The 18,767-nt window shown below is 62.6% G+C and carries 17 protein-coding genes; 10 read left to right on the top strand and 7 right to left on the bottom strand.

Annotated features, from left to right (window positions below):
- The coding region (locus tag VGO04_RS05945) for an NCS2 family permease (protein ID WP_327495038.1) at nucleotides 1-1,285 on the top strand (1,285 nt) is incomplete at its 5' end.
- A 100-nt stretch (nucleotides 1,286-1,385) separates the two neighbouring features.
- On the opposite strand, the gene VGO04_RS05940 is transcribed toward VGO04_RS05945, so the two are convergent.
- A complete protein-coding gene (locus VGO04_RS05940; RefSeq protein ID WP_327495037.1) occupies nucleotides 1,386-1,706 on the bottom strand; it encodes a 2Fe-2S iron-sulfur cluster-binding protein in 321 nt (106 codons plus the stop codon).
- Nucleotides 1,707-1,749: 43 nt separating this feature from the next.
- The gene (locus VGO04_RS05935; RefSeq protein ID WP_327495036.1) at nucleotides 1,750-3,003 is read right to left on the bottom strand and encodes a cytochrome P450; all 1,254 of its coding nucleotides are present in this window, start codon (nucleotides 3,001-3,003) and stop codon (nucleotides 1,750-1,752) included.
- Between the two features lie 112 nt (nucleotides 3,004-3,115).
- Here VGO04_RS05935 and VGO04_RS05930 point away from each other — a divergent pair, with 112 nt between their 5' ends.
- Nucleotides 3,116-3,964 carry an AraC family transcriptional regulator gene (locus VGO04_RS05930; RefSeq protein ID WP_327495035.1) on the top strand — a complete coding sequence of 283 codons (849 nt, stop codon included), beginning with the start codon at nucleotides 3,116-3,118 and terminating at the stop codon, nucleotides 3,962-3,964.
- An 87-nt stretch (nucleotides 3,965-4,051) separates the two neighbouring features.
- Here VGO04_RS05930 and VGO04_RS05925 read toward each other — a convergent pair whose 3' ends face one another.
- From VGO04_RS05925 to puuE, 3 genes are all read right to left on the bottom strand, one after another.
- Complete coding sequence (locus tag VGO04_RS05925) at nucleotides 4,052-4,537, bottom strand: ureidoglycolate lyase (RefSeq protein ID WP_327495034.1); 486 nt, start codon at nucleotides 4,535-4,537, stop codon at nucleotides 4,052-4,054.
- 72 nt (nucleotides 4,538-4,609) lie between these two features.
- The gene (gene alc / locus VGO04_RS05920; protein ID WP_327495033.1) at nucleotides 4,610-5,629 is read right to left on the bottom strand and encodes an allantoicase; all 1,020 of its coding nucleotides are present in this window, start codon (nucleotides 5,627-5,629) and stop codon (nucleotides 4,610-4,612) included.
- Nucleotides 5,630-5,638: 9 nt separating this feature from the next.
- Nucleotides 5,639-7,054, bottom strand: coding sequence for an allantoinase PuuE (gene puuE, locus VGO04_RS05915; RefSeq protein WP_327495032.1), 1,416 nt, complete (start codon nucleotides 7,052-7,054; stop codon nucleotides 5,639-5,641).
- A gap of 172 nt (nucleotides 7,055-7,226) precedes the next feature.
- Between puuE and uraH the strand changes: the two genes are divergently transcribed.
- Genes uraH through xdhC form a run of 4 tightly spaced genes read left to right on the top strand, consistent with a single transcriptional unit; the run spans nucleotide 7,227 to nucleotide 12,316 of the window.
- Nucleotides 7,227-7,598 carry a hydroxyisourate hydrolase gene (gene uraH, locus VGO04_RS05910; RefSeq protein WP_327495031.1) on the top strand — a complete coding sequence of 124 codons (372 nt, stop codon included), beginning with the start codon at nucleotides 7,227-7,229 and terminating at the stop codon, nucleotides 7,596-7,598.
- Nucleotides 7,599-7,601: 3 nt separating this feature from the next.
- Entirely contained in the window at nucleotides 7,602-9,080 is a 1,479-nt protein-coding gene (gene xdhA / locus VGO04_RS05905; protein ID WP_327495030.1) for a xanthine dehydrogenase small subunit, read from the top strand.
- Between the two features lie 11 nt (nucleotides 9,081-9,091).
- A complete protein-coding gene (gene xdhB, locus VGO04_RS05900) occupies nucleotides 9,092-11,431 on the top strand; it encodes a xanthine dehydrogenase molybdopterin binding subunit (RefSeq protein WP_327495029.1) in 2,340 nt (779 codons plus the stop codon).
- An 18-nt stretch (nucleotides 11,432-11,449) separates the two neighbouring features.
- Nucleotides 11,450-12,316, top strand: coding sequence for a xanthine dehydrogenase accessory protein XdhC (gene xdhC / locus VGO04_RS05895; protein WP_327495041.1), 867 nt, complete (start codon nucleotides 11,450-11,452; stop codon nucleotides 12,314-12,316).
- A gap of 36 nt (nucleotides 12,317-12,352) precedes the next feature.
- Here xdhC and VGO04_RS05890 read toward each other — a convergent pair whose 3' ends face one another.
- Entirely contained in the window at nucleotides 12,353-13,141 is a 789-nt protein-coding gene (locus tag VGO04_RS05890) for an NAD(P)H-dependent oxidoreductase (protein ID WP_327495028.1), read from the bottom strand.
- Nucleotides 13,142-13,235: 94 nt separating this feature from the next.
- Between VGO04_RS05890 and VGO04_RS05885 the strand changes: the two genes are divergently transcribed.
- Both VGO04_RS05885 and VGO04_RS05880 read left to right on the top strand, forming a co-directional pair.
- Nucleotides 13,236-14,162 (top strand): LysR family transcriptional regulator, encoded by a 927-nt coding sequence (locus VGO04_RS05885; RefSeq protein WP_327495027.1) that lies wholly within the window; start codon nucleotides 13,236-13,238, stop codon nucleotides 14,160-14,162.
- A 310-nt stretch (nucleotides 14,163-14,472) separates the two neighbouring features.
- Nucleotides 14,473-14,931 carry a hypothetical protein gene (locus VGO04_RS05880; protein WP_327495026.1) on the top strand — a complete coding sequence of 153 codons (459 nt, stop codon included), beginning with the start codon at nucleotides 14,473-14,475 and terminating at the stop codon, nucleotides 14,929-14,931.
- A 162-nt stretch (nucleotides 14,932-15,093) separates the two neighbouring features.
- Here the strand turns inward: VGO04_RS05880 and VGO04_RS05875 are convergent, their stop codons facing one another.
- Nucleotides 15,094-16,008, bottom strand: a complete 915-nt coding sequence (locus VGO04_RS05875; RefSeq protein WP_327495025.1) for a LysR family transcriptional regulator — start codon at nucleotides 16,006-16,008, stop codon at nucleotides 15,094-15,096.
- A 147-nt stretch (nucleotides 16,009-16,155) separates the two neighbouring features.
- Between VGO04_RS05875 and VGO04_RS05870 the strand changes: the two genes are divergently transcribed.
- Nucleotides 16,156-17,397 (top strand): urate hydroxylase PuuD, encoded by a 1,242-nt coding sequence (locus VGO04_RS05870; protein ID WP_327495024.1) that lies wholly within the window; start codon nucleotides 16,156-16,158, stop codon nucleotides 17,395-17,397.
- Entirely contained in the window at nucleotides 17,394-18,746 is a 1,353-nt protein-coding gene (gene guaD, locus VGO04_RS05865) for a guanine deaminase (protein WP_327495023.1), read from the top strand. Before VGO04_RS05870 ends, guaD begins: the two co-directional genes overlap by 4 nt.
- The last annotated feature ends 21 nt before the right edge of the window (nucleotides 18,747-18,767 follow it).

Genomic DNA, 18,767 nt, shown 5'->3' with positions numbered 1-18,767 from the left:
ACGACTATTCAAGCTGAAAGAGCATCAGACGACGGCGCGCACCGAGGTGATCGCCGGTATCACGACATTCCTGACGATGTCCTACATCATCTTCGTCAACCCCGACATCCTGTCGAGCACGGGCATGGATAGGGATGCCGTTTTCGTCGCAACCTGTATCGCCGCCGCACTCGGCTCCGCGGTGATGGCGCTCGTCGCCAACTGGCCGATCGGCATGGCGCCCGGCATGGGCCTCAACGCCTTCTTCGCCTTCACCGTTGTCGCAGCTCTCGGTTTCACCTGGCAGCAGGCACTGGGCGCGGTCTTCATCTCGGGCGTGATCTTCCTGATCCTCACCGTGACGGGGGTCCGAAGCTGGCTGATTGCCGGCATTCCGCATTCGCTTCGAAGCGCGATCGCCACCGGTATCGGCCTCTTCCTCGGCATCATCGCCTTGAAGAATGCCGGCATCGTCGTCGACAATCCGGCAACGCTCGTCGGCCTCGGCGACCTGAAGCAGACGGGCCCGCTGCTTGCGATCCTCGGCTTCTTCGTGATCGCGGTTCTCGACGCCCTAAAGGTTCGCGGCTCGATCCTGATCGGCATTCTCGTCGTCACCGTGCTGTCGATGATCCTCGGCGTCAGCGAGTTCAAGGGCATCGTCTCGGCACCGCCGAGCATCGCGCCGACCTTCCTGCAGCTCGACATCATGGGCGCTCTGCATGGCGGCCTGCTGCACGTCATCCTCGTCTTCGTGCTCGTCGAAGTCTTCGACGCGACCGGTACGCTGATCGGTGTCGCCAAGCGCGCCAAGCTGGTCGAAGAAGGCAAGCCGAACCGTCTCGGCCGCGCGCTTCTGGCAGACAGCACCGCGATCGTCGCCGGCTCGCTGATCGGCACCAGCAGCACCACCGCCTATGTCGAAAGCGCTTCGGGCGTCCAGGCTGGCGGCCGCACGGGTCTGACCGCGCTCACCGTCTGCGTGCTGTTCCTTGCAGCATTGTTCTTCTCGCCGCTGGCTGCAGCCGTTCCGTCCTACGCGACGGCACCGGCCCTGCTCTACGTCGCCGGCCTGATGATGCGCGAACTGACTGAAGTCGACTGGGACGACCTGACGGAAGCGGCACCGGCAGCACTCACAGCACTTGCCATGCCCTTCACCTACTCGATCGCCAACGGCCTCGCCTTCGGCTTCGTGAGCTACGTCGTGCTCAAGGTCTGCACCGGCAAGTGGAGCGTCATCCATCCGGCAACGCAGATCGTCGCAGCGCTGTTCATCGTGCGCTTCGCGTTCTTCGCTGAATAACGCAATTCGGCCGAGGCATTTCGCCTCGGCCGATCAGAACTTCCCCGTAAGTGCTGGCCGGAGCAACGAAATGTTGCTTCGGCCTTTTTCTGTCTCGTCTTCAGTACTGGCCAGCCGGCAGATGCACCACCAGGCCATCCAGTTCCGCAGAGACGGTGATCTGACAGCTCAAGCGGCTGCGCTCGTTCGGATTGACCACGCACTCGATCATGTCCTGCTCCTGAAACTCGGGCGACGGCAGGCGCTCGACCCATTCGCCGTCGATATAACAGTGGCAGGTGCCGCAGGCGCACGAGCCGCCGCATTCGGCGGCGATCGCGTCGATGCCGTTCTGCACGGCCGCCGACATCAGGGACTGGCCGATTTCCGCCTGGACTTCTCTTGTCGTGCCGTCCGCATCGATGAAGACGATCTTGGGCATGGGTATTCTCCAATTGCGTAATGTTGGTGTCTGGGATCTTGGATCAGGCGTGCCGGAGCGCGATCTTGAGTTTTTTAGGTCCGCGGACGGACAAGCCGCGCTTGTACTCAGGCTCCCGGTCGACGAGCTCGATCGTCGGGAAACGGCGCAGCAGCGTGCTGAAGATGATATCCATGTCGAGCCGCGCCAGATGATTGCCGAGACAGAAGTGCACGCCGCCACCGAAGGCCAGATGCCGGTTGGGTGTGCGGCCGATGTCGAAAGTATCGGCGTTATCGAATTGCTTCGGGTCGCGGTTGGCAGCGCCATAGAGCAGGCCGAACTTGGTGCCGCGCTCGAAGCGGCGACCACAGATTTCAACGTCCTCGACACAATGGCGATGGAAGAAGGGGAGCGGAGACTCGTAGCGGAACATTTCCTGCACCCCGGTCTGGATCAAGCCGGGTTCGTTGCGCAGCCGCGCCATCTGTTCGGGGAAGCGCAGAAGCGCATGCATGCCGCTGCCAAGCACGTCAATCGTCGAGCCGTGGCCAGCCATCAGGATCAGCATGCAGGTGGAGATGAACTCGTCGAAGTTCATCGCGCCGGAAAGTTCAGCTTCGATCAGCACGGAAATGAGATCGTCCTTCGGCGCCCGCTCGCGTTCGGCCTTCAGTGCCGTCAGATATTCGTAGAATTCGGTCGTATTGCGCTCGGCGATTTCCTTGCGCGCGTCGGAGCGGTCGACGTCGAAGAACTGCACGATGTTTTCCGACCAGATGCGCAGCTGGGGACAGTCTTCGTCGGGAACGCCGAGCAGCCTGCCGATGATGTGGCCGGGCACGTGGGCTGCGAGATCATCGACGAAGTCGATCTCGCCGCGATCGGCAAGGCTGTCGATCAGCCGGTCGACATAGGCCTGGATCTGGTCACGGAGCTTCGCGATCATCGCCGGCGTGAACAGCTTGAACACCTGCTTGCGCAGCCGGTCGTGGACGGCGCCGTCGCTGTCGAGCAGGCTGAACTGCACGAAACGCTCGTGATGCGGCATGTCATGCCAGTTGGCGTCTCGCTGCAGTTTCGCAAGTTCCTCGACGGTTGCGATGTCCTCGAGCGAGCGCACCATGCGCTTGTCCATGACGATCGCCGACACGTCCTCGAAGCGCGAAGCCAGCCAGATGTCGAAGTCGGCGAAATAGTGCAGCCCTTCCTTCTCGCGCAGCGCGCGGTAAGTCGGATGAGGATCGCGGGCGAACTCCGGGGACAGCGGCGCAAAGGTGAAATTCGCTGCGTCACCCGACGGCGAGGCTTCGATCATAGACTATTCTCCATGCGTAAAGCTGCATGATAACGTCACGAGCGCATCGCCGGGAATAGCGGCTTGTCGCAATGTGATGGACAAAACTCGCACGGGCTGTCAGGAAATACGGATGCAGGGCCCAAAAGAAGAGCTTCACTTTCACACACCGGCGAAATTCGCCGATGCCTTTCCCTATCTGGCGCTGGTTGCAGGAACCCGGACGGCCTGGCCTCAGGAGGCGCCGATCCGCAAGCGCTTCCATCAGCACGTCTTCGTTTACACGACGGGTGGCCGTGGTCTGATCGAGTTGCGCGACCAGCGGTTCCTGGCGGAGGCGGGCAGTGTCGTGTGGCTGGATACGGCTCAGGCCTATGCGCACAGCTGCGCTTTGGAGAGTGAGAACTGGCGCTATCTCTGGATGGGGATCGAGGGTCATGGCCTCAACGCCCTTTACCAGTTTCTCGGCGTTCAGCAGCAGCCGCTCTTTGTTCCGAAGGATCCAGTGGCCGTGCGGACCGCGTTCGAAGCCGTCTGCGGATTTCTGGCGGACCGGTCGCCAGCGACCGATGCGCTCGCCAGTGCTGCTATCGCCGGGCTTATCGCCGACCTGCTCGGGCCGCGGCTGACGGGCCGCGAGCCGGAGGACGGCTCTCCCGGGGAGGACCGCCTGCTTACGGTTCTGAAGGCGATGCGCGACGATCTCGCTCGCGCCTGGACGATCGATGACCTCGCGGCGCGTGCTCGGCTCAGCCCGTCGCAGTTCTTTCGCCGCTTTCGTGATCTGGTGGGGACGACGCCGATGGATTGGCTGCGCCACGAGCGCATCAACCAGGCCAAACGCCTGTTGGTCGGGCCTGATGCCAAGGTTTCCGCGGTGGCGGCCGAATGTGGCTATCCGGATCCCTATCATTTCTCGCGCGATTTCCGGCGGTTGACGGGATACACGCCGACGAAATTCAGGCGCGATGGCGGCTATTGACGCCGCAGTCGCATCTTCCGATTTCGGCGGCCAGCGAGGCCCTGGCGCACCGATGAACCCGGACGGACGGCCGGGGCGTGCGTTGATTTACACGATCAGGAACGGCTCCTTGAAGAAGTGTTCCTCCAGATTGACGCCTTCTCCGCCGCGGTCGACGACTGCGAAGTCCGAGACGTCATCGAGCGGCGTCAGGATGCCGTGCCAGACGTTGCGGGCGATGTTGACGCCCTGGCCCGGTGTCGTCTTGAAGGCGATGGGTTCACTCGGGCCCGCGTCCGTCTCCCGGGAAACGACGATCAGGAACGGATTGTCGCTCAACGGAATGAAGGCCTGGCTGCCGAGTGGATGGCGCTCGACCATGGTGAGTTTCAATGGCAGCGGATAGGGCACGCCGCGCACCAGGCTGATCATCGGCCGGGCCTTTTCGCCGGTCGTTTCGATCTTGGCGAGATCATGATAGCGGGTGGCATTGCCGCCGTTGATGGTGAAGTTGTGGGCATTCTCCGTTTCGATTACGTCGCCGAAAGGCGCAAAGGCCTCCCGGGTCAGTGGCTGTATGACGATCTCCTTCATGCGACGCTCCTCCGTGCAATGTTGATCGATGACATGGCTTCAAAAATTCGATCGTTTCCTCGACAAAACGATCTAGTTGCCGGCTTTCGCAATACGCCCGAAGACACGCAGCCGGCTGACGCCGCCGTCGGGGAAGATGTTGAAGCGCACATGGGTGACCGGGCCTGAGGCCGCGAGTTCGGGCGCATCATAGGTGTGCAGATTGTCGGCCGCGAGCTTGCGCTGCGGCAGAACCTCTCGCCAGAACATCGACGATGCGGTGATCGAGGCCGCCAGCTCGCAAGAGGCTCCGCTGAGGTCTGCCGCCTGCAGCGAACAGGTGTCGGGAAAGTTTCCCTTGAAGTGGGCGGTATCGACGACAAGCCGCTCGATCTCGCCGCGCGCCGCAAGCTTGATGACGATCCAGTCGTTTCCGGGTTCCCGGCGCCGGCGTGTTTCCCAGCCGTCGCCCATGTTGATCCCGCGCCCAGGCGCAAGCAGCCGCTGATGGCCGTAATGGCCGTTCGAGTAGGCGACGATACGGCCGCCGAAGAGCGACGAGGCGAGATCGACCGAGTTGTCGCCGATCGCCGCCCTGTCGAGGGCGGGCGTGCCGTAAACCTTGAGACGGGCGATGCCGCCATCGGGATAGATACGCAGGCGGACATGGCTCCAGATCTCTTCCGACCGGGCTTCGAAATAGTGCTGGGCGCTCGGCCCAAGCGGCCGCGAACAGACGAGTTCCGTCCAGACCGTCCGCTCGTCCGGTCCATCGGGCGAAAGGCACGCATCGATGGCGCAGGCGGTCGGATAGTTGCCGGTGAAGTGCGCGGTATCGACCTCGACACCATGGATGCACCCTTTTGCGGCAAGGGCGATAATGGCGTGGTCGTTGCCGGGGCCGCGGCGGCGCCGCGTTTCCCAGCCGTCCATCCACTTGCCGTTTTCGTCATAGACGCCGGGATGATAGACCGGGGCTGAGTCCTGGAGCATGCGCTCGAGCGGTGCGAAGAATTCGTCGGTTGCGAACACCGGCCTTGCGCCGAGACCGGCGGAGGCAAGATTGATCGCATTGCGGGCGAATTCGGGCAGGCTCACGCCGTCGGTCGTCATCGCGGGTCCTCAGCTCGGCAGCATGTCCTTGAGGCGCAGATAGGCGATACGCTCCACCTGCCGGCACGCGGTTTCGAACTCCGTCTCGCGATCGTTGCCGATCCGGCTTTCGAACGCGGCGAGGATCTCGTCCTTGGTGCGTCCCTTCACCGCCATGATGAACGGGAACTTGAACCGCTCGACGTAAGACGCGTTGAGCGCGGTGAAGCGCTCGCGCTCGGCGTCGGTCAGCGCATCGAGGCCGGCACCGGCCTGCTCGTTGGTCGAGCTTTCCGTGAGACGCTTTGCCTGCGCGAGCTTGCCGGCGAGGTCCGGGTGGGCGATGAGGACGGCCAGCCGCTCTTCGGCAGACGCTTCGCGGAAGACGGCGGAAAGGGCGGCAGCAAGGCCGATCGCCGTGTCGTTGGCACGCGAGAGTTCGCCCTGGAAGGCGCGCTTGGCGATCCACTTGGAATGTTCGAAGACACCGCCGAAGCGGGAGACGAACTCTTCTTCCGAAAGCTGCGACGGACGATCGTCCCAGGCCTTGTACGGATAGGCTTCGGCCCAGTAGCGCGCGATGTCGACGCGTTTCGCCAGCCAGACTTTTTCGTGGCTCTGCACATAGTCGAGGAAGCGGGCAAGTGCTGCGGCGCGGCCCGGGCGTCCGACGAGACGGCAGTGGAGCCCGATGCTCAGCATCTTCGGTGCGCCGGCGGTGCCTTCGGCATAGAGCACGTCGAAGCTGTCCTTCAGGTAGCTGAAGAACTGGTCGCCGCTGTTGAAGCCTTGCGGCGTCGCAAAGCGCATGTCGTTGCTGTCGAGCGTATAGGGGATGACCAGCTGGTGGCGGCCGGCATGTTCATGCCAGTAGGGCAGGTCGTCGGCATAGGCGTCCGACACATAGTCGAAGCCGCCGGCTTCCGTCACGAGATCGAGCGTGTTGTCGGAGCAGCGGCCCGTGTACCAGCCGCGCGGGCGCTCGCCGGTAACAACCGTGTGCAGCCGGATCGCCTCGGCGATCTCCTGGCGCTCGCGCTCTGGCGAGAAGTCCTTGTGCTCGATCCACTTGAGACCATGCGAGGCGATTTCCCAGCCGGCGTCCTGCATGGCTGCGACTTGCTCGGGCGAGCGCTTCAGCGCAGTGGCGACACCATAGACGGTGGCCGGCACGCCGCGTTCGGTGAACATGCGGTGCAGCCGCCAGAAACCGGCGCGCGCGCCATATTCGTAGATCGATTCCATGTTCCAGTGGCGCTGGCCCTGCCAGGCCTGAGCACCGACGATTTCGGAGAGAAATGCTTCGGAGGCCGCGTCGCCATGCAGCACGCAGTTCTCTCCGCCTTCCTCGTAATTGATGACGAATTGCACGGCGATCCGTGCGCCGTCGGGCCAGGTGATCTTGAAGTTCGGGCCGTGGCCGTGAAGATCGCGGGGGTATCTCATCAAAGCAGCTCCTCCAGACATTTTCGTCTCTGCAGCCAATTTCTACCGACATTTGTTTCGTGCCATTCCCCCCAAAAAATTTGAAAGTCTCGAATGATCGCCTCGCTACCGGGGAAGCCCAAATGCCGGAATACTGCGAGGTGGAAAGCTGACTTCGGGAGGAGCGAACAGAATGCAATCTCATGGTGGAAACGCCGGCCGTCTGACGACGCACGTGCTGGATACGGCAAGCGGCAAGCCGGCTGAGAGCCTGCGCATCGAGCTCTACCGGGTCGATGGCGAGCGCCAGACGCACATCAAGTCCGTGAAGACCAATGACGACGGTCGTTGCGACGAACCTCTTCTCTCCGGCGAAGCGATGAGAGCTGGCACCTACGAGCTGCATTTTCATGCCGGCGACTATCTCGGCGGCGAAGGCAAGCGGGGTGAAAATCCGTTCCTTAACGTGATCCCGATCCGCTTCGGCATCGACAACGAGGGCGCCCACTACCATGTGCCTTTGCTGCTTTCGCCCTTTGGCTACTCCACCTACCGCGGGAGCTGAGCAATGACGATCCAGATCCGCAACACCATCCGTTTCCTGTTGAACCACCGTTTGGTCGAGCTTGCCGACGTTTCGCCGGTTGAGACGCTGCTCGACTTCCTGCGCATCGACCGCAACCTCAAGGGCACCAAGGAAGGCTGTGCTGAAGGCGACTGTGGCGCCTGCACGGTGCTCGTCGGCCGTCTGCTCGACGACAAGCTCAAATACGAGTCCGTCAATGCCTGTATCCGCTTCGTCGGCTCGCTTGACGGCTGTCATATCGTGACGGTGGATTCGCTGGCGCAGCCTTCGGGTCCGCTGCATCCGGTGCAGCAGGCGATGGTCAACACGCATGCTTCGCAGTGCGGCTTCTGCACGCCGGGCTTCGTGATGTCGCTTTACGGTCTCTGGATGGAGAACCCGAAGCCGTCGATTTCCGAAATCGAGAAGGCGCTGCAGGGCAATCTGTGTCGCTGCACCGGCTATGCGGCGATCATCCGTGCGGCCGAAGCGATCTCGACGATCGGCGATGTCGGCAAGGATCCGCTCGTGGTCGAGCGCGAGCGCATCGCCGGCGAACTGGCGTCGCTTCAGGATGGCCGCCGGGTCGAAATCGGCTCTGAAACGGAGCGCTTCATCCTTCCAGGCTCGGTCGACGATTTCGCAGCCGTGTTTGAGGCCAACCCCAAGGCGACGATCGTTGCCGGTTCGACCGACGTCGGTCTCTGGGTGACAAAGTTCATGCGCGACATCTCTCCGGTCATTCACCTGACCCACCTCGAGGAACTGCGCCGGATCACGGTCGATGCGGATGGCGTCACGCTTGGCGCCGGCGTCAGCTATGCCGAAGCCTATCCCATCATTGTCGAGCATTTTCCTGAGTTGACCGAACTCTGGGACCGCATTGGCGGCCAGCAGGTCCGCAACATGGGCACCGTCGGCGGCAACATCGCCAACGGTTCGCCGATCGGCGACACGCCGCCGGCACTGATCGCGCTCGGCGCCTCGATCACGCTGCGCAAGGGCGATCGCCGCCGCACGGTCGTGCTTGAAGATTTCTTCATCGCCTACGGCAAGCAGGACCGCGAGCCCGGCGAGTTCGTCGAAAGCGTTCGTATCCCCTTCGTTTCCGACAATGCCCGCGTCGCCGTCTACAAGGTGACGAAGCGGCTGGATGAGGACATTACCGCCGTCTGCGGCGGCTTCACCATCACCTTCGATGCCGGCCGGGTGACCGATGCGGTCATCGCATTTGGCGGCATGGCCGCAACGCCGAAGCGCGCTGCCAATGTCGAGGCGGCGCTCAAGGGCGCCGAATGGAACGAGGACACGATCGAGCGCGCAGTCGCCGCGTTCGACCAGGACTTCACGCCGCTCACCGATTGGCGGGCCTCGGCGGAGTACCGCCAGCTGGTGGCGAAAAACCTGCTTCGTCGCTTCTATCTCGAAACGCAGTCGAGCGGTCAGATCCGCCTCGATCGCACCATTGCTGTCGCGGTTTAAGGGAGGAAGCCATGAACGTGATGCAACCCATCGGCCGAATCCGCGGCGCGGTACATGAAAACGAGCGGCACGAGTCCGGCCACAAGCATGTGTCGGGTACGGCCGAATACATCGACGACATTCCTGAGCCCCAAGGCACCCTTCACGGCTATCTCGGCCTGTCGCAGCGCGCACATGCCGATATTCTCTCGATCGATTTTGAGGCGGTCTCGAGCAGCGAAGGCGTCATCGGCGTGCTGACGGCGGCCGATATCCCCGGCGAAAACGACATCAGCCCTGCCCACAAGCACGACGAGCCGATCTTCGTCACCGACAAGGTGGAGTTCCACGGCCAGCCGATCTTTGCGGTCGTCGCGACATCGCGCGAGGCGGCGCGTCGCGCCGCGGCCAAGGTCAAGATCGAGTACCGCGACCTGCCGCATGTGACCGACGTGCTCGAAGCAGCGGCGGCGAACTATCCGCTGGTCATCGATCCGCTGAAGCTCGAGCGCGGCGACATCGAAGCGGGCTTTGCCAAGTCGAAGAACATTCTCCAGGGCGAGATGCGCATCGGCGGGCAGGATCACTTCTATTTGGAAGGGCAGATCTCGTTCGCCATCCCTGGCGAAGACGATGAAGTGCTCGTCTATTCCTCGACCCAGCATCCGGCAGAAACGCAGCACATGGTTGCGACCGTTCTCGGCGTGCCGTCGAATGCGGTGACCGTCAACGTGCGCCGCATGGGCGGCGGCTTTGGCGGCAAGGAAACCCAGGCCAACATCTTCGCAGCCGTTGCCGCTGTCGCCGCCAAGAAGTACCGTTGCCCCGTGAAAGTCCGGCCCGACCGTGACGACGACATGTGCGCCACCGGCAAGCGCCACGACTTCCACGTCGACTACAAGCTCGGCTTCGACGACGAGGGGCGGATCGAGGCTGTGGACGCAGTGTTTTCGGCGCGCTGCGGCTATTCGGCCGATCTGTCCGGTCCGGTCACTGACCGTGCGCTGTTCCATGCCGACAATTGCTACTTCTATCCGAACGTGCGGCTGCGCTCGCGTCCGCTGAAGACCAACACCGTTTCCAATACCGCGTTCCGTGGGTTTGGCGGTCCGCAAGGCATGGTTGGCGGCGAGCGCATGATCGAGGAGATCGCCTATGCGGTCGGCAAGGATCCGCTCGAAATCCGCAAGCTGAACTTCTACGGCGGCGAGGGGCGGAACCTGACGCCCTATCATCAGACCGTGGAAGACAACATCATCGGCCGGATCATCGAGGAACTGGAAACCTCGGCCGACTACGCCAAGCGGCGCGAAGCCGTGATCGCCTTCAATCGCGAGAACCATGTGGTCAAGCGCGGCATCGCGCTGACGCCGGTGAAGTTCGGCATCTCCTTCACCAAGACCGAATACAACCAGGCCGGCGCCCTGGTGCACGTCTATACGGATGGCTCCATCCATCTGAACCACGGCGGCACCGAAATGGGGCAGGGGCTCTACACCAAGGTGGCCCAGGTGGTTGCCGACGAGTTCCAGGTCGACCTCGACCGGGTCAAGGTGACGGCAACGACCACCGGCAAGGTTCCGAACACCTCGGCAACGGCAGCCTCGTCCGGTTCCGACCTCAACGGCATGGCAGCGGCCAACGCCGCCCAGCAGATCAAGGCTCGGCTCACCAAGTTTGCCGCGGAACGCTGGAACGTCGCCGAAACCGATGTCGTCTTCGAGCCGAACACGGTGCGCATCGGCGCCGAGCGCTTGAGCTTCAACGAGTTCATCAAGATCGCCTATGGCGCCCGCATCCAGCTTTCGGCGGCCGGCTTCTACAAGACGCCGAAGATCCACTGGAACCGTTCGGAAGGCCGAGGCCGTCCGTTCTTCTATTATGCTTACGGTGCCTCTTGCTCCGAGGTCAGCGTCGACACGCTGACCGGTGAATACCAGGTGGACCGCACCGACATCCTGCACGACGTTGGCCGCTCGCTGAACCCGGCGCTCGACCACGGCCAGGTGGAAGGCGCCTTCGTCCAGGGGATGGGCTGGCTGACGACCGAAGAACTCTGGTGGGATGCCAAGGGCCGGCTGCGCACGCATGCGCCGTCGACCTACAAGATCCCGCTGGCGTCCGATCGCCCGCGCGTCTTCAACACCCGGCTTGCCGAGTGGTCGGTCAACCGCGAGGAAACCATCCGCCGTTCCAAGGCGGTAGGCGAACCGCCGTTCATGCTCGGCATCTCGGTTCTTGAGGCCTTGTCCATGGCGGCAGCCAGCGTTGCGGAGTATCGTATTGCGCCGCAACTCGATGCGCCGGCGACGCCGGAACGGGTGCTGATGGCAATCGAGCGGCTGAGAGCCGCTGCACGGCAGAAAGGGTAACAAGGGCTGATTGGCATGGTGGCAAGTCGCGAGGATATCAGGGACTTTCTCCGACGCGAGCCGGATTGCGTGCTCGTGGATGTCAGCGGTGCCGCCGGCTCGACGCCGCGCGACACCGACGCCTGGATGCTTGTCGCTCCGGAAAGCCTCTTCGGCACCATCGGTGGGGGCCAGCTCGAATACATGGCGATCGATCACGGCCGGCGGGCGCTGAAGCGTGGTGATGCGCTGGAGGCGATGACAATCCCGCTCGGACCGGAGATCGGCCAGTGTTGCGGCGGGCGCGTGGCGCTCGCCTTCACACGCATCGACCGGGAGAAAGCCGCCATGCTGATCGAACGCAGCGACCTCGAAATTGCCAGCCGCCCGCATGTCTATGTCTTTGGCGCGGGCCATGTTGGCGATGCGTTAGCCATGGCGCTGTCGCTTGTGCCAGTGCGCACCGTGCTGGTCGACACCCGCGAAGACGAGCTCTCCGCGGTCGCGGACATTCCGGGCATCGAAACCTGCCTGACGGCGATGCCGGAAGCGGTCGTGCGCGACGCGCCTCCCGGCAGCGCCTTCGTGATACTCACCCACGACCATGCGCTCGACTTCCTGATTGCCGCCGAAGCGCTTCGCCGCGACGACGCATCCTATGTCGGCATGATCGGTTCCAAGACGAAGCGCGCCACCTTCAAGAACTGGCTGTCGCGCGAGAGCGGCCGGCCGGACCTCTTCGAACGGCTGATCTGCCCGATCGGCGGCACGACCGTAAAGGACAAGCGCCCGGCGGTCATTGCAGCACTTGCCGCCGCCGAAGTCATGACCGCGGCGCTCAATTTTCGCCAGCCGGCACAAGTTGACGTCCCTCGCCGATCAGCCGCCGCAAGGCTTGCGCGCTAGCAAGCCCTGGCGATCGCGCCGCTGCGACATGTCGCACTATTGCGCTGCATCGAGGTGAAGCGCAAAGCCGCGGGCGTCCGGGGCGCCGATATCCGGTCGCAATTGAAGGGTCGGGATCAGGTAGTCGCCACCATTCTGCCGCCGATAGGGGATGGGCGCAGTCGTCTCAAGCGTGCGCATTCTCTGCCGCAGCCGCTCGGCCGTTACCTCGAAACCCGCCTCGTCGAGGCCGTCGACCCGATAGGCGACGAAAGGCGGCAGCACGTCGTAGCCGGGATAATAGAGCACGCCGTGATTTATCGGGAACAACAGGTCGTCGATCGGCCCGTTGACCCCGCGCGACGAATAGTGTTCCTCCCAGCCGCCGGTCGTCACGATCAGCATGGCGCGCTTGCCGGCAAGTGTGCCCTCGCCAAAGCGCTTGCCCCAGTACTTGTCGCTGTGTTCGCCGACGCCGTAGGCGAAGCCATAGGCATAGACGCGATCGACCCAACCTTTCAGGATCGCCGGCATCGAATACCACCACAGCGGAAACTGCAGGATCAGGGCATCGGCCCAGAGCAGCTTTTCCTGTTCGGCCCTCACATCGGCGGTCAGAGCGTTGCTCGCGAAGGCTTCCTTGGAGGCGCGGCCGGGTTTGAGCCGTGCATCCGGGCTAAGCGCTGGGAAATCGGCACGATCGATCTCGGACTTCCAGCCTTCGGCGTAAAGATCGGTGACGCGCACCTCATGGCCTTCGGCTTCCAGCGCCCTGACGGCGACATCGCGTAGCGCGCCGTTGAGCGACCGCGGTTCGGGGTGGGCATAGACAATCAGAACTTTCATGGTTGGTCTTCCCTGGTGTCATCGACTGAGACTTAGGTAGACCGACATCGGTTCATGCGGTAGATATCTGCAATGGATATGATTGTGCCGAAAAATGGATAAATCGGATGTGACGCTGGAGCGCATGCGCAGCTTCGTGCGCGTTGCAGAGCGCGGCAGCCTTTCGGCCGTCGCCCGAGAACTCGGTATCGGCCAATCCACCGTCACCCGGCATCTGCGGGAGCTTGAGGAAGCGGTTGGTGTACCGCTTCTCAGCCGCACGACGCGACGTGTGACGCTGACCGACGAAGGTAGCCGCTACTATGCCAATTGCATTCAGGTCCTGCGGTTGGTCGAACAGGCTGGCGACGAGGCGCGCGGCACACGTGGAGCTCCCGCCGGCACCATACGCGTGTCCTGCACGGCCGCGCTCGGTGTGCTGCATATCAGCCGGCTGATCTTTGCCTTCCAGGATCGTTATCCCGATATCGGCATTGACCTCAGCCTGACCGACGAACGTATCGATCTGGTGCGCGAAGGGATCGATATTGCCCTGCGCCTCGGGCCGCTCTCAGACAGTTCGATGAAGCTGCGGGCACTCGGCGAAAGCCGGCGCGTGCTCGTCGCTGCACCCCATTATCTTTCGGTGCGAGGGCTACCCCTTTCCCCGAGCGACCTTGCGGCGCACGAAGGTATCCGGATGTCGAACATCGCAGGCAGCGACAGGCTCGCCTTGAGAACGATGGACGGGCGGCATGTCTCTATTCCGTTTGGTGGACGCCTTCGCGTTGACCACGGGCTTGCCGCCCGTGAGGCACTTGCTGCCGGCCGTGGCATCGCCCCCGCACACCAATGGCTTGTCGACGACCTGATCGAAGCTGGCCGGTTGATTCCGTTGTTGCAGGATTACTCACTGCCTCCGGTCCCGTTGAACATGTTGATCGTGCCTGAACGCGCCGGCATCGCCCGCGTTCGCTTGCTGGCTGATTTCCTTGTGGGGCAAATCGGTGCAATTCCCGGAATTGAGAAAGCTAAAGCCTAGCGTCGGCCCGTCTCGCAGTTTCCTGTCCCCGATAGAGGCACCGCCGAGCCGCGTGGCCTGCCGATGTGTAAGTGTTCCCTAACCCGAATGGATCGGTGCGATCGCCCGGGCGCAGCAAGACATACCACCAATGTGTCGCTTACCGACCGTGCAACTCCTGCTTATTATAAAGCGTTTGCTAAAATAATGTTGGCGACAATACCGACCTTTAACGGAGTAACGCGTCCAGGGTTTCTTTGAGTGCTTTCAGGGCAGTTCGCGTTTTACGCACTCGTACGGAGAAGGGGCGCCTTAACAAGGGGATACGACCATGAAGAAACTGTCTCGTGTGCTGCTTTTGTCCACGGCATTCGCTGTGCTGACGCACTATAGCGCGCCGTTCGTAATCGGCACTGCGCACGCCGATGGAGGAACCACCACCGGTGATGGTGGCACTGGTGGTGACGGCGGTAGTACTAGTGGTGATGGTGGCGGTACGGGCGGCGATGGCGGCGGCACTGGCGGTGACGGCGGCGGCACGGGTGGTGACGGCGGCGGTACTGGCGGTGATGGCGGCGGCACGGGCGGCGATGGGGGTGGCACTGGCGGTGACGGCGGCGGCACCGGAGGCGACGGCGGTGGTACGGGAGGTGATGGCGGCGGTACTGGCGGCGGTACTGGCGGCGACGGCGGTGGCTCCGGCAAAGCTAAGCACGCCAACAACGGCTTCGGTAACGGCGGCGGCGACGGCGTACCCGGCAAATCGAAACACAGCGATGTGAAACGCTGACGTGAGCCTAGTGAGGGCGGCCGCAGCTGCGGTGCGCCCTCTTTTTTGCGCTGATCGCCGGCTCGGGCGACAGGGCGTGCAGCCGGCAAAGCACAATCCGGGCGGTGTAAGCGTCGGCCCGACGCAGAGCGCCTTTATGCCGGAGGCCGAAGGGCTAGGCGCCTATTCCAGCGCCTTGCCGATCAAGCGCTGACAGCGCTCGGCCATGTAGTCGATCATCAGCCTGACCTTCGGATCCTGGAAGCGCTTGTGCGGATAGATCGCCGCGAGCTGCACGCTGAGCGGTGGCGTTTCGGTGAGGATCGGCACAAGCGCGCCGGAATTGATGTGTGCCTTCACTTCGAACAGCGGCTTGTTGATGATGCCGCGCCCGTCGAGCGCCCATTGCGTCAGCACGTCGCCGTCGTCGGAATCGTACGGGCCTGTGACTTCGAGTTTCCGCACGCCTTCCATGGTCTGGAGCGTCCAGAAGAACTCCTTCGAACCGGGATAGCGCAACAGCAGACAGTCGTGCTTGTCGGCAATCAGCGCTTGCGGGGTCTCGGGCACGCCGCGCTTCTCGAAATAGGCGGGCGCAGCACAGATGACGCGCTCGCAGTTCATGATGCCGCGCATGCGCAGGTTCGAATCTTCGAGGATGCCGAGCTTGAAGGCGACGTCGACGCCTTCCGAGAGAATATCGACGTTGTGGTCCGACAGGCGAAGGCGCACTTCGATGTCTGGATACTTGTCGTGAAACTCCGGAATGCCCGATGCAATCAGCCGCCGACCTATCCCCAAAGGCGCAGTAATCTTCAAAGCGCCCTTCGGATTGCGCGAGAGATCGGCGATCGCATTTTCTGCTTCGTTGACCGCTTCGAGGATCTTTACGGCACCGTCGTAAAAGACGCGACCGTGCTCCGTCGGGGTCAGCTTGCGCGTCGTCCGATTGAACAGGCGAACGCCCATGTGGCGTTCCAACTCTTTGATTCTATTGCTTGCAACCGCTGGCGTCACGCGCTGGTCGCGACCCGCCGCCGACAGGGTTCCAAGCTCTACGACGCGTACGAAGACGCGCACATTGTCCAGATAAGACATGCCTTCGTCCCATTCCTCCAGGCTCTCTCTAGCCTATCCATTACGTCGCTATTTTATAGATTTTTTTGAAAGTGTTGGTGAAGCAGCGACGTTCCCGCGACCTCCAGCAATGACACATAATGGCGAGAGGAGAAATGGGAGAATTTCATGTACGACTATGCCATCGCCTGGGATTGGCTGACCTTTGCCGTGAGATGGCTGCACGTCATCACTGCCATTGCATGGATCGGCTCATCCTTCTACTTCGTCGCCCTTGACCTCGGTTTGAAGAAGCATCCCCACCTGCCTGTCGGCGCCTATGGCGAAGAGTGGCAGGTGCATGGTGGTGGCTTCTACCACATCCAGAAATACCTGGTCGCGCCGGCCAACATGCCCGAGCACCTGATCTGGTTCAAATGGGAATCCTATGTCGCCTGGCTTTCGGGCTTCGGCATGCTCTGCCTGGTCTACTATGCCGGCGCGGATCTCTATTTGATCGATCCCAATGTGCTCGACGTCTCGAAGCCGGTGGCGATTGCCATTTCGCTTGCTTCGATCGCCTTCGGTTGGCTCGCCTATGACACGATCTGCAAGTCGCCCCTCGGGCGTGACAATACCCGATTGATGGTGCTTCTCTACTTCATCCTGGTCGCCATGGCCTGGGGCTACACGCAGCTCTTCACCGGCCGCGCCGCCTTCCTGCATCTCGGTGCCTTCACCGCGACGATCATGTCGGCGAACGTCTTCTTCATCATCATTCCGAACCAGAAGGTGGTCGTCGGCGACCTGATCGCCGGCCGCACGCCTGACGCCAAGTACGGCGTGATCGCCAAGCAGCGCTCGACCCACAACAACTATCTGACGCTGCCGGTTCTGTTCCTGATGCTGTCCAATCACTATCCGCTGGCGTTCGGCACCCAGTACAACTGGATCATCGCCTCGCTGGTGTTCCTGATGGGCGTCACCATCCGCCACTATTTCAACACCCGCCACGCCAACAAGGGCAACCCGACCTGGACTTGGCTCGTGACCGCGCTTCTTTTCGTTGCGATCATGTGGCTGTCGACCGTGCCGAAGATTCTCTCAGGCGGCGGCGAGGAGGAGAAGATCTCCGCAGCACAGCAGCCATTCGTGACGGCGGAAGCCTTTCCGAAGGTGCGTGACACCGTCCTTGGCCGCTGTTCCATGTGCCACGCCAAGGAGCCGGGCTGGGAGGGCATGATCGTTCCGCCGAAGGGCGTGACGCTCGAGACGGATGCCGAGATTGCCAACCACGCGCGCGAAATCTACCTGCAGGCCGGCCGCACCCACGCGATGCCGCCGGCAAACGTGACGGCCGTGTCGGACGAAGAGCGCCAGCTGCTCGTCGCCTGGTACGAATCTGTCGTCAATGGAGGAAAGACCCAATGACCGATCTTCTGATCCGCGGCCGCGTGCTGACCTTCGTCGATGAGCCCAAGGGCATCGACGACGCCGCATCCTATCGCTACTTCGAAGACGGCGCCGTGCTGGTTCGCAATGGCAAGGTTGCCGATATCGGCGAACATGCCGAGGTCGCCCGCCGTGCCGGCCCGGGCGTCAAGGTCGCCGACCATCGTCCCAATCTCGTGCTGCCGGGCCTGATCGACACGCACCTGCACTTCCCGCAGACGCAGGCGATCGCGTCCTATGGCGCGCAGCTGCTCGAATGGCTGAACACCTACATCTTCGTCGAGGAGCAGAAGTTCCGCAAACCGGAACATGCCAATTACATCGCCGGCCGCTTCATGGATGAGCTGCTGTCCAACGGCACGACGACGGCGGTCGCCTATTGCTCGGTGCACCCTGAAAGCGTGGACGCCTACTTCAGCGCTGCGGAAGCGCGTGGCATGCTGATGATCGGCGGCAAGGTGATGATGGACCGCAACGCGCCGGACGCGCTGCGCGACACGCCGCAACTGGGCTATGACGAAACCAAGGCGCTGATATCAAAGTGGCATGGCCGTGGCCGCGCGCACTATGCCATCAGCCCGCGTTTCGCCATCACCTCGACGCCGGAGCAGATGGAGATGAGCCGCGTGCTCGTCGCCGAGCATCCGGAATGCTACGTGCAGACGCATCTTTCGGAGAACAAGGATGAGATCGCTTTCGCGACCTCGCTCTATCCTGAGGCCATGGACTATACCGACATCTACGCGCGCTACGATCTGCTGACGCGCAAGACACTGCTTGGTCACTGTATCTATTTGAGCGACCGCGAAATCTCGGTTCTAGCCGAAACAGGAGCCGTCGGCACCTTCTGCCCGACCTCGAACCTCTTCCTCGGCTCCGGTCTCTTTGATCGCGATCGTTTCGACAAGCTCGGCGCGCGCTGGTCGGTCGCAACCGATGTCGGCGCCGGCACCAGCTTCTCGATGCTGGAGACCATGGACGAGGCCTACAAGGTGCTGCACCTGCAGGGCCAGCGGCTGACGCCGTTCAACTCGTTCTACCGCCTGACGCTCGGCAACGCCCGGGCGCTCGATCTCGAAGACCGCATCGGCTCGCTGCATGTCGGCGCCGATGCCGACATCGTCGTGCTCGACAGCCGCGCCAAGCCATCGATGGAGTTGCGCATGCGGGTCGCCGGTTCGCTGGCTGAGGAACTCTTCATCCTGCAGACGATGGGCGACGACCGCTCAGTGGCGGAAACCTACGTTGCCGGTAAGCCGATGAAGCGCGGAGCGGACGGTACGAGAGATGCGGCAGTGACAGAGACCAGGAGCCTCGAAACGGCCTGATCGACGTTTCCGATCCGGGCT

Source organism: Ensifer sp., assembly GCF_035999185.1.
GTDB lineage: Bacteria > Pseudomonadota > Alphaproteobacteria > Rhizobiales > Rhizobiaceae > Ensifer.
The sequence above is the reverse complement of the archived record's forward strand: the minus strand, read 5'-3'. Positions and strand labels throughout refer to the sequence as shown.

Excerpts from the sequence above, each read along its gene's own strand:
- alc (WP_327495033.1), bottom strand. The coding sequence starts at position 5,629 with ATGACGACCGACGGCGTGAGCCTGCCCGAATTCGCCCGCAATGCGATC.
- uraH (WP_327495031.1), top strand. The coding sequence starts at position 7,227 with ATGCAATCTCATGGTGGAAACGCCGGCCGTCTGACGACGCACGTGCTG.
- VGO04_RS05930 (WP_327495035.1), top strand. The coding sequence starts at position 3,116 with ATGCAGGGCCCAAAAGAAGAGCTTCACTTTCACACACCGGCGAAATTC.
- VGO04_RS05940 (WP_327495037.1), bottom strand. The coding sequence starts at position 1,706 with ATGCCCAAGATCGTCTTCATCGATGCGGACGGCACGACAAGAGAAGTC.
- puuE (WP_327495032.1), bottom strand. The coding sequence starts at position 7,054 with ATGAGATACCCCCGCGATCTTCACGGCCACGGCCCGAACTTCAAGATC.
- VGO04_RS05880 (WP_327495026.1), top strand. The coding sequence starts at position 14,473 with ATGAAGAAACTGTCTCGTGTGCTGCTTTTGTCCACGGCATTCGCTGTG.
- VGO04_RS05925 (WP_327495034.1), bottom strand. The coding sequence starts at position 4,537 with ATGAAGGAGATCGTCATACAGCCACTGACCCGGGAGGCCTTTGCGCCT.
- xdhB (WP_327495029.1), top strand. The coding sequence starts at position 9,092 with ATGAACGTGATGCAACCCATCGGCCGAATCCGCGGCGCGGTACATGAA.
- guaD (WP_327495023.1), top strand. The coding sequence starts at position 17,394 with ATGACCGATCTTCTGATCCGCGGCCGCGTGCTGACCTTCGTCGATGAG.
- VGO04_RS05935 (WP_327495036.1), bottom strand. The coding sequence starts at position 3,003 with ATGATCGAAGCCTCGCCGTCGGGTGACGCAGCGAATTTCACCTTTGCG.
- VGO04_RS05875 (WP_327495025.1), bottom strand. The coding sequence starts at position 16,008 with ATGTCTTATCTGGACAATGTGCGCGTCTTCGTACGCGTCGTAGAGCTT.
- VGO04_RS05885 (WP_327495027.1), top strand. The coding sequence starts at position 13,236 with ATGGATAAATCGGATGTGACGCTGGAGCGCATGCGCAGCTTCGTGCGC.
- VGO04_RS05890 (WP_327495028.1), bottom strand. The coding sequence starts at position 13,141 with ATGAAAGTTCTGATTGTCTATGCCCACCCCGAACCGCGGTCGCTCAAC.
- VGO04_RS05870 (WP_327495024.1), top strand. The coding sequence starts at position 16,156 with ATGTACGACTATGCCATCGCCTGGGATTGGCTGACCTTTGCCGTGAGA.
- xdhA (WP_327495030.1), top strand. The coding sequence starts at position 7,602 with ATGACGATCCAGATCCGCAACACCATCCGTTTCCTGTTGAACCACCGT.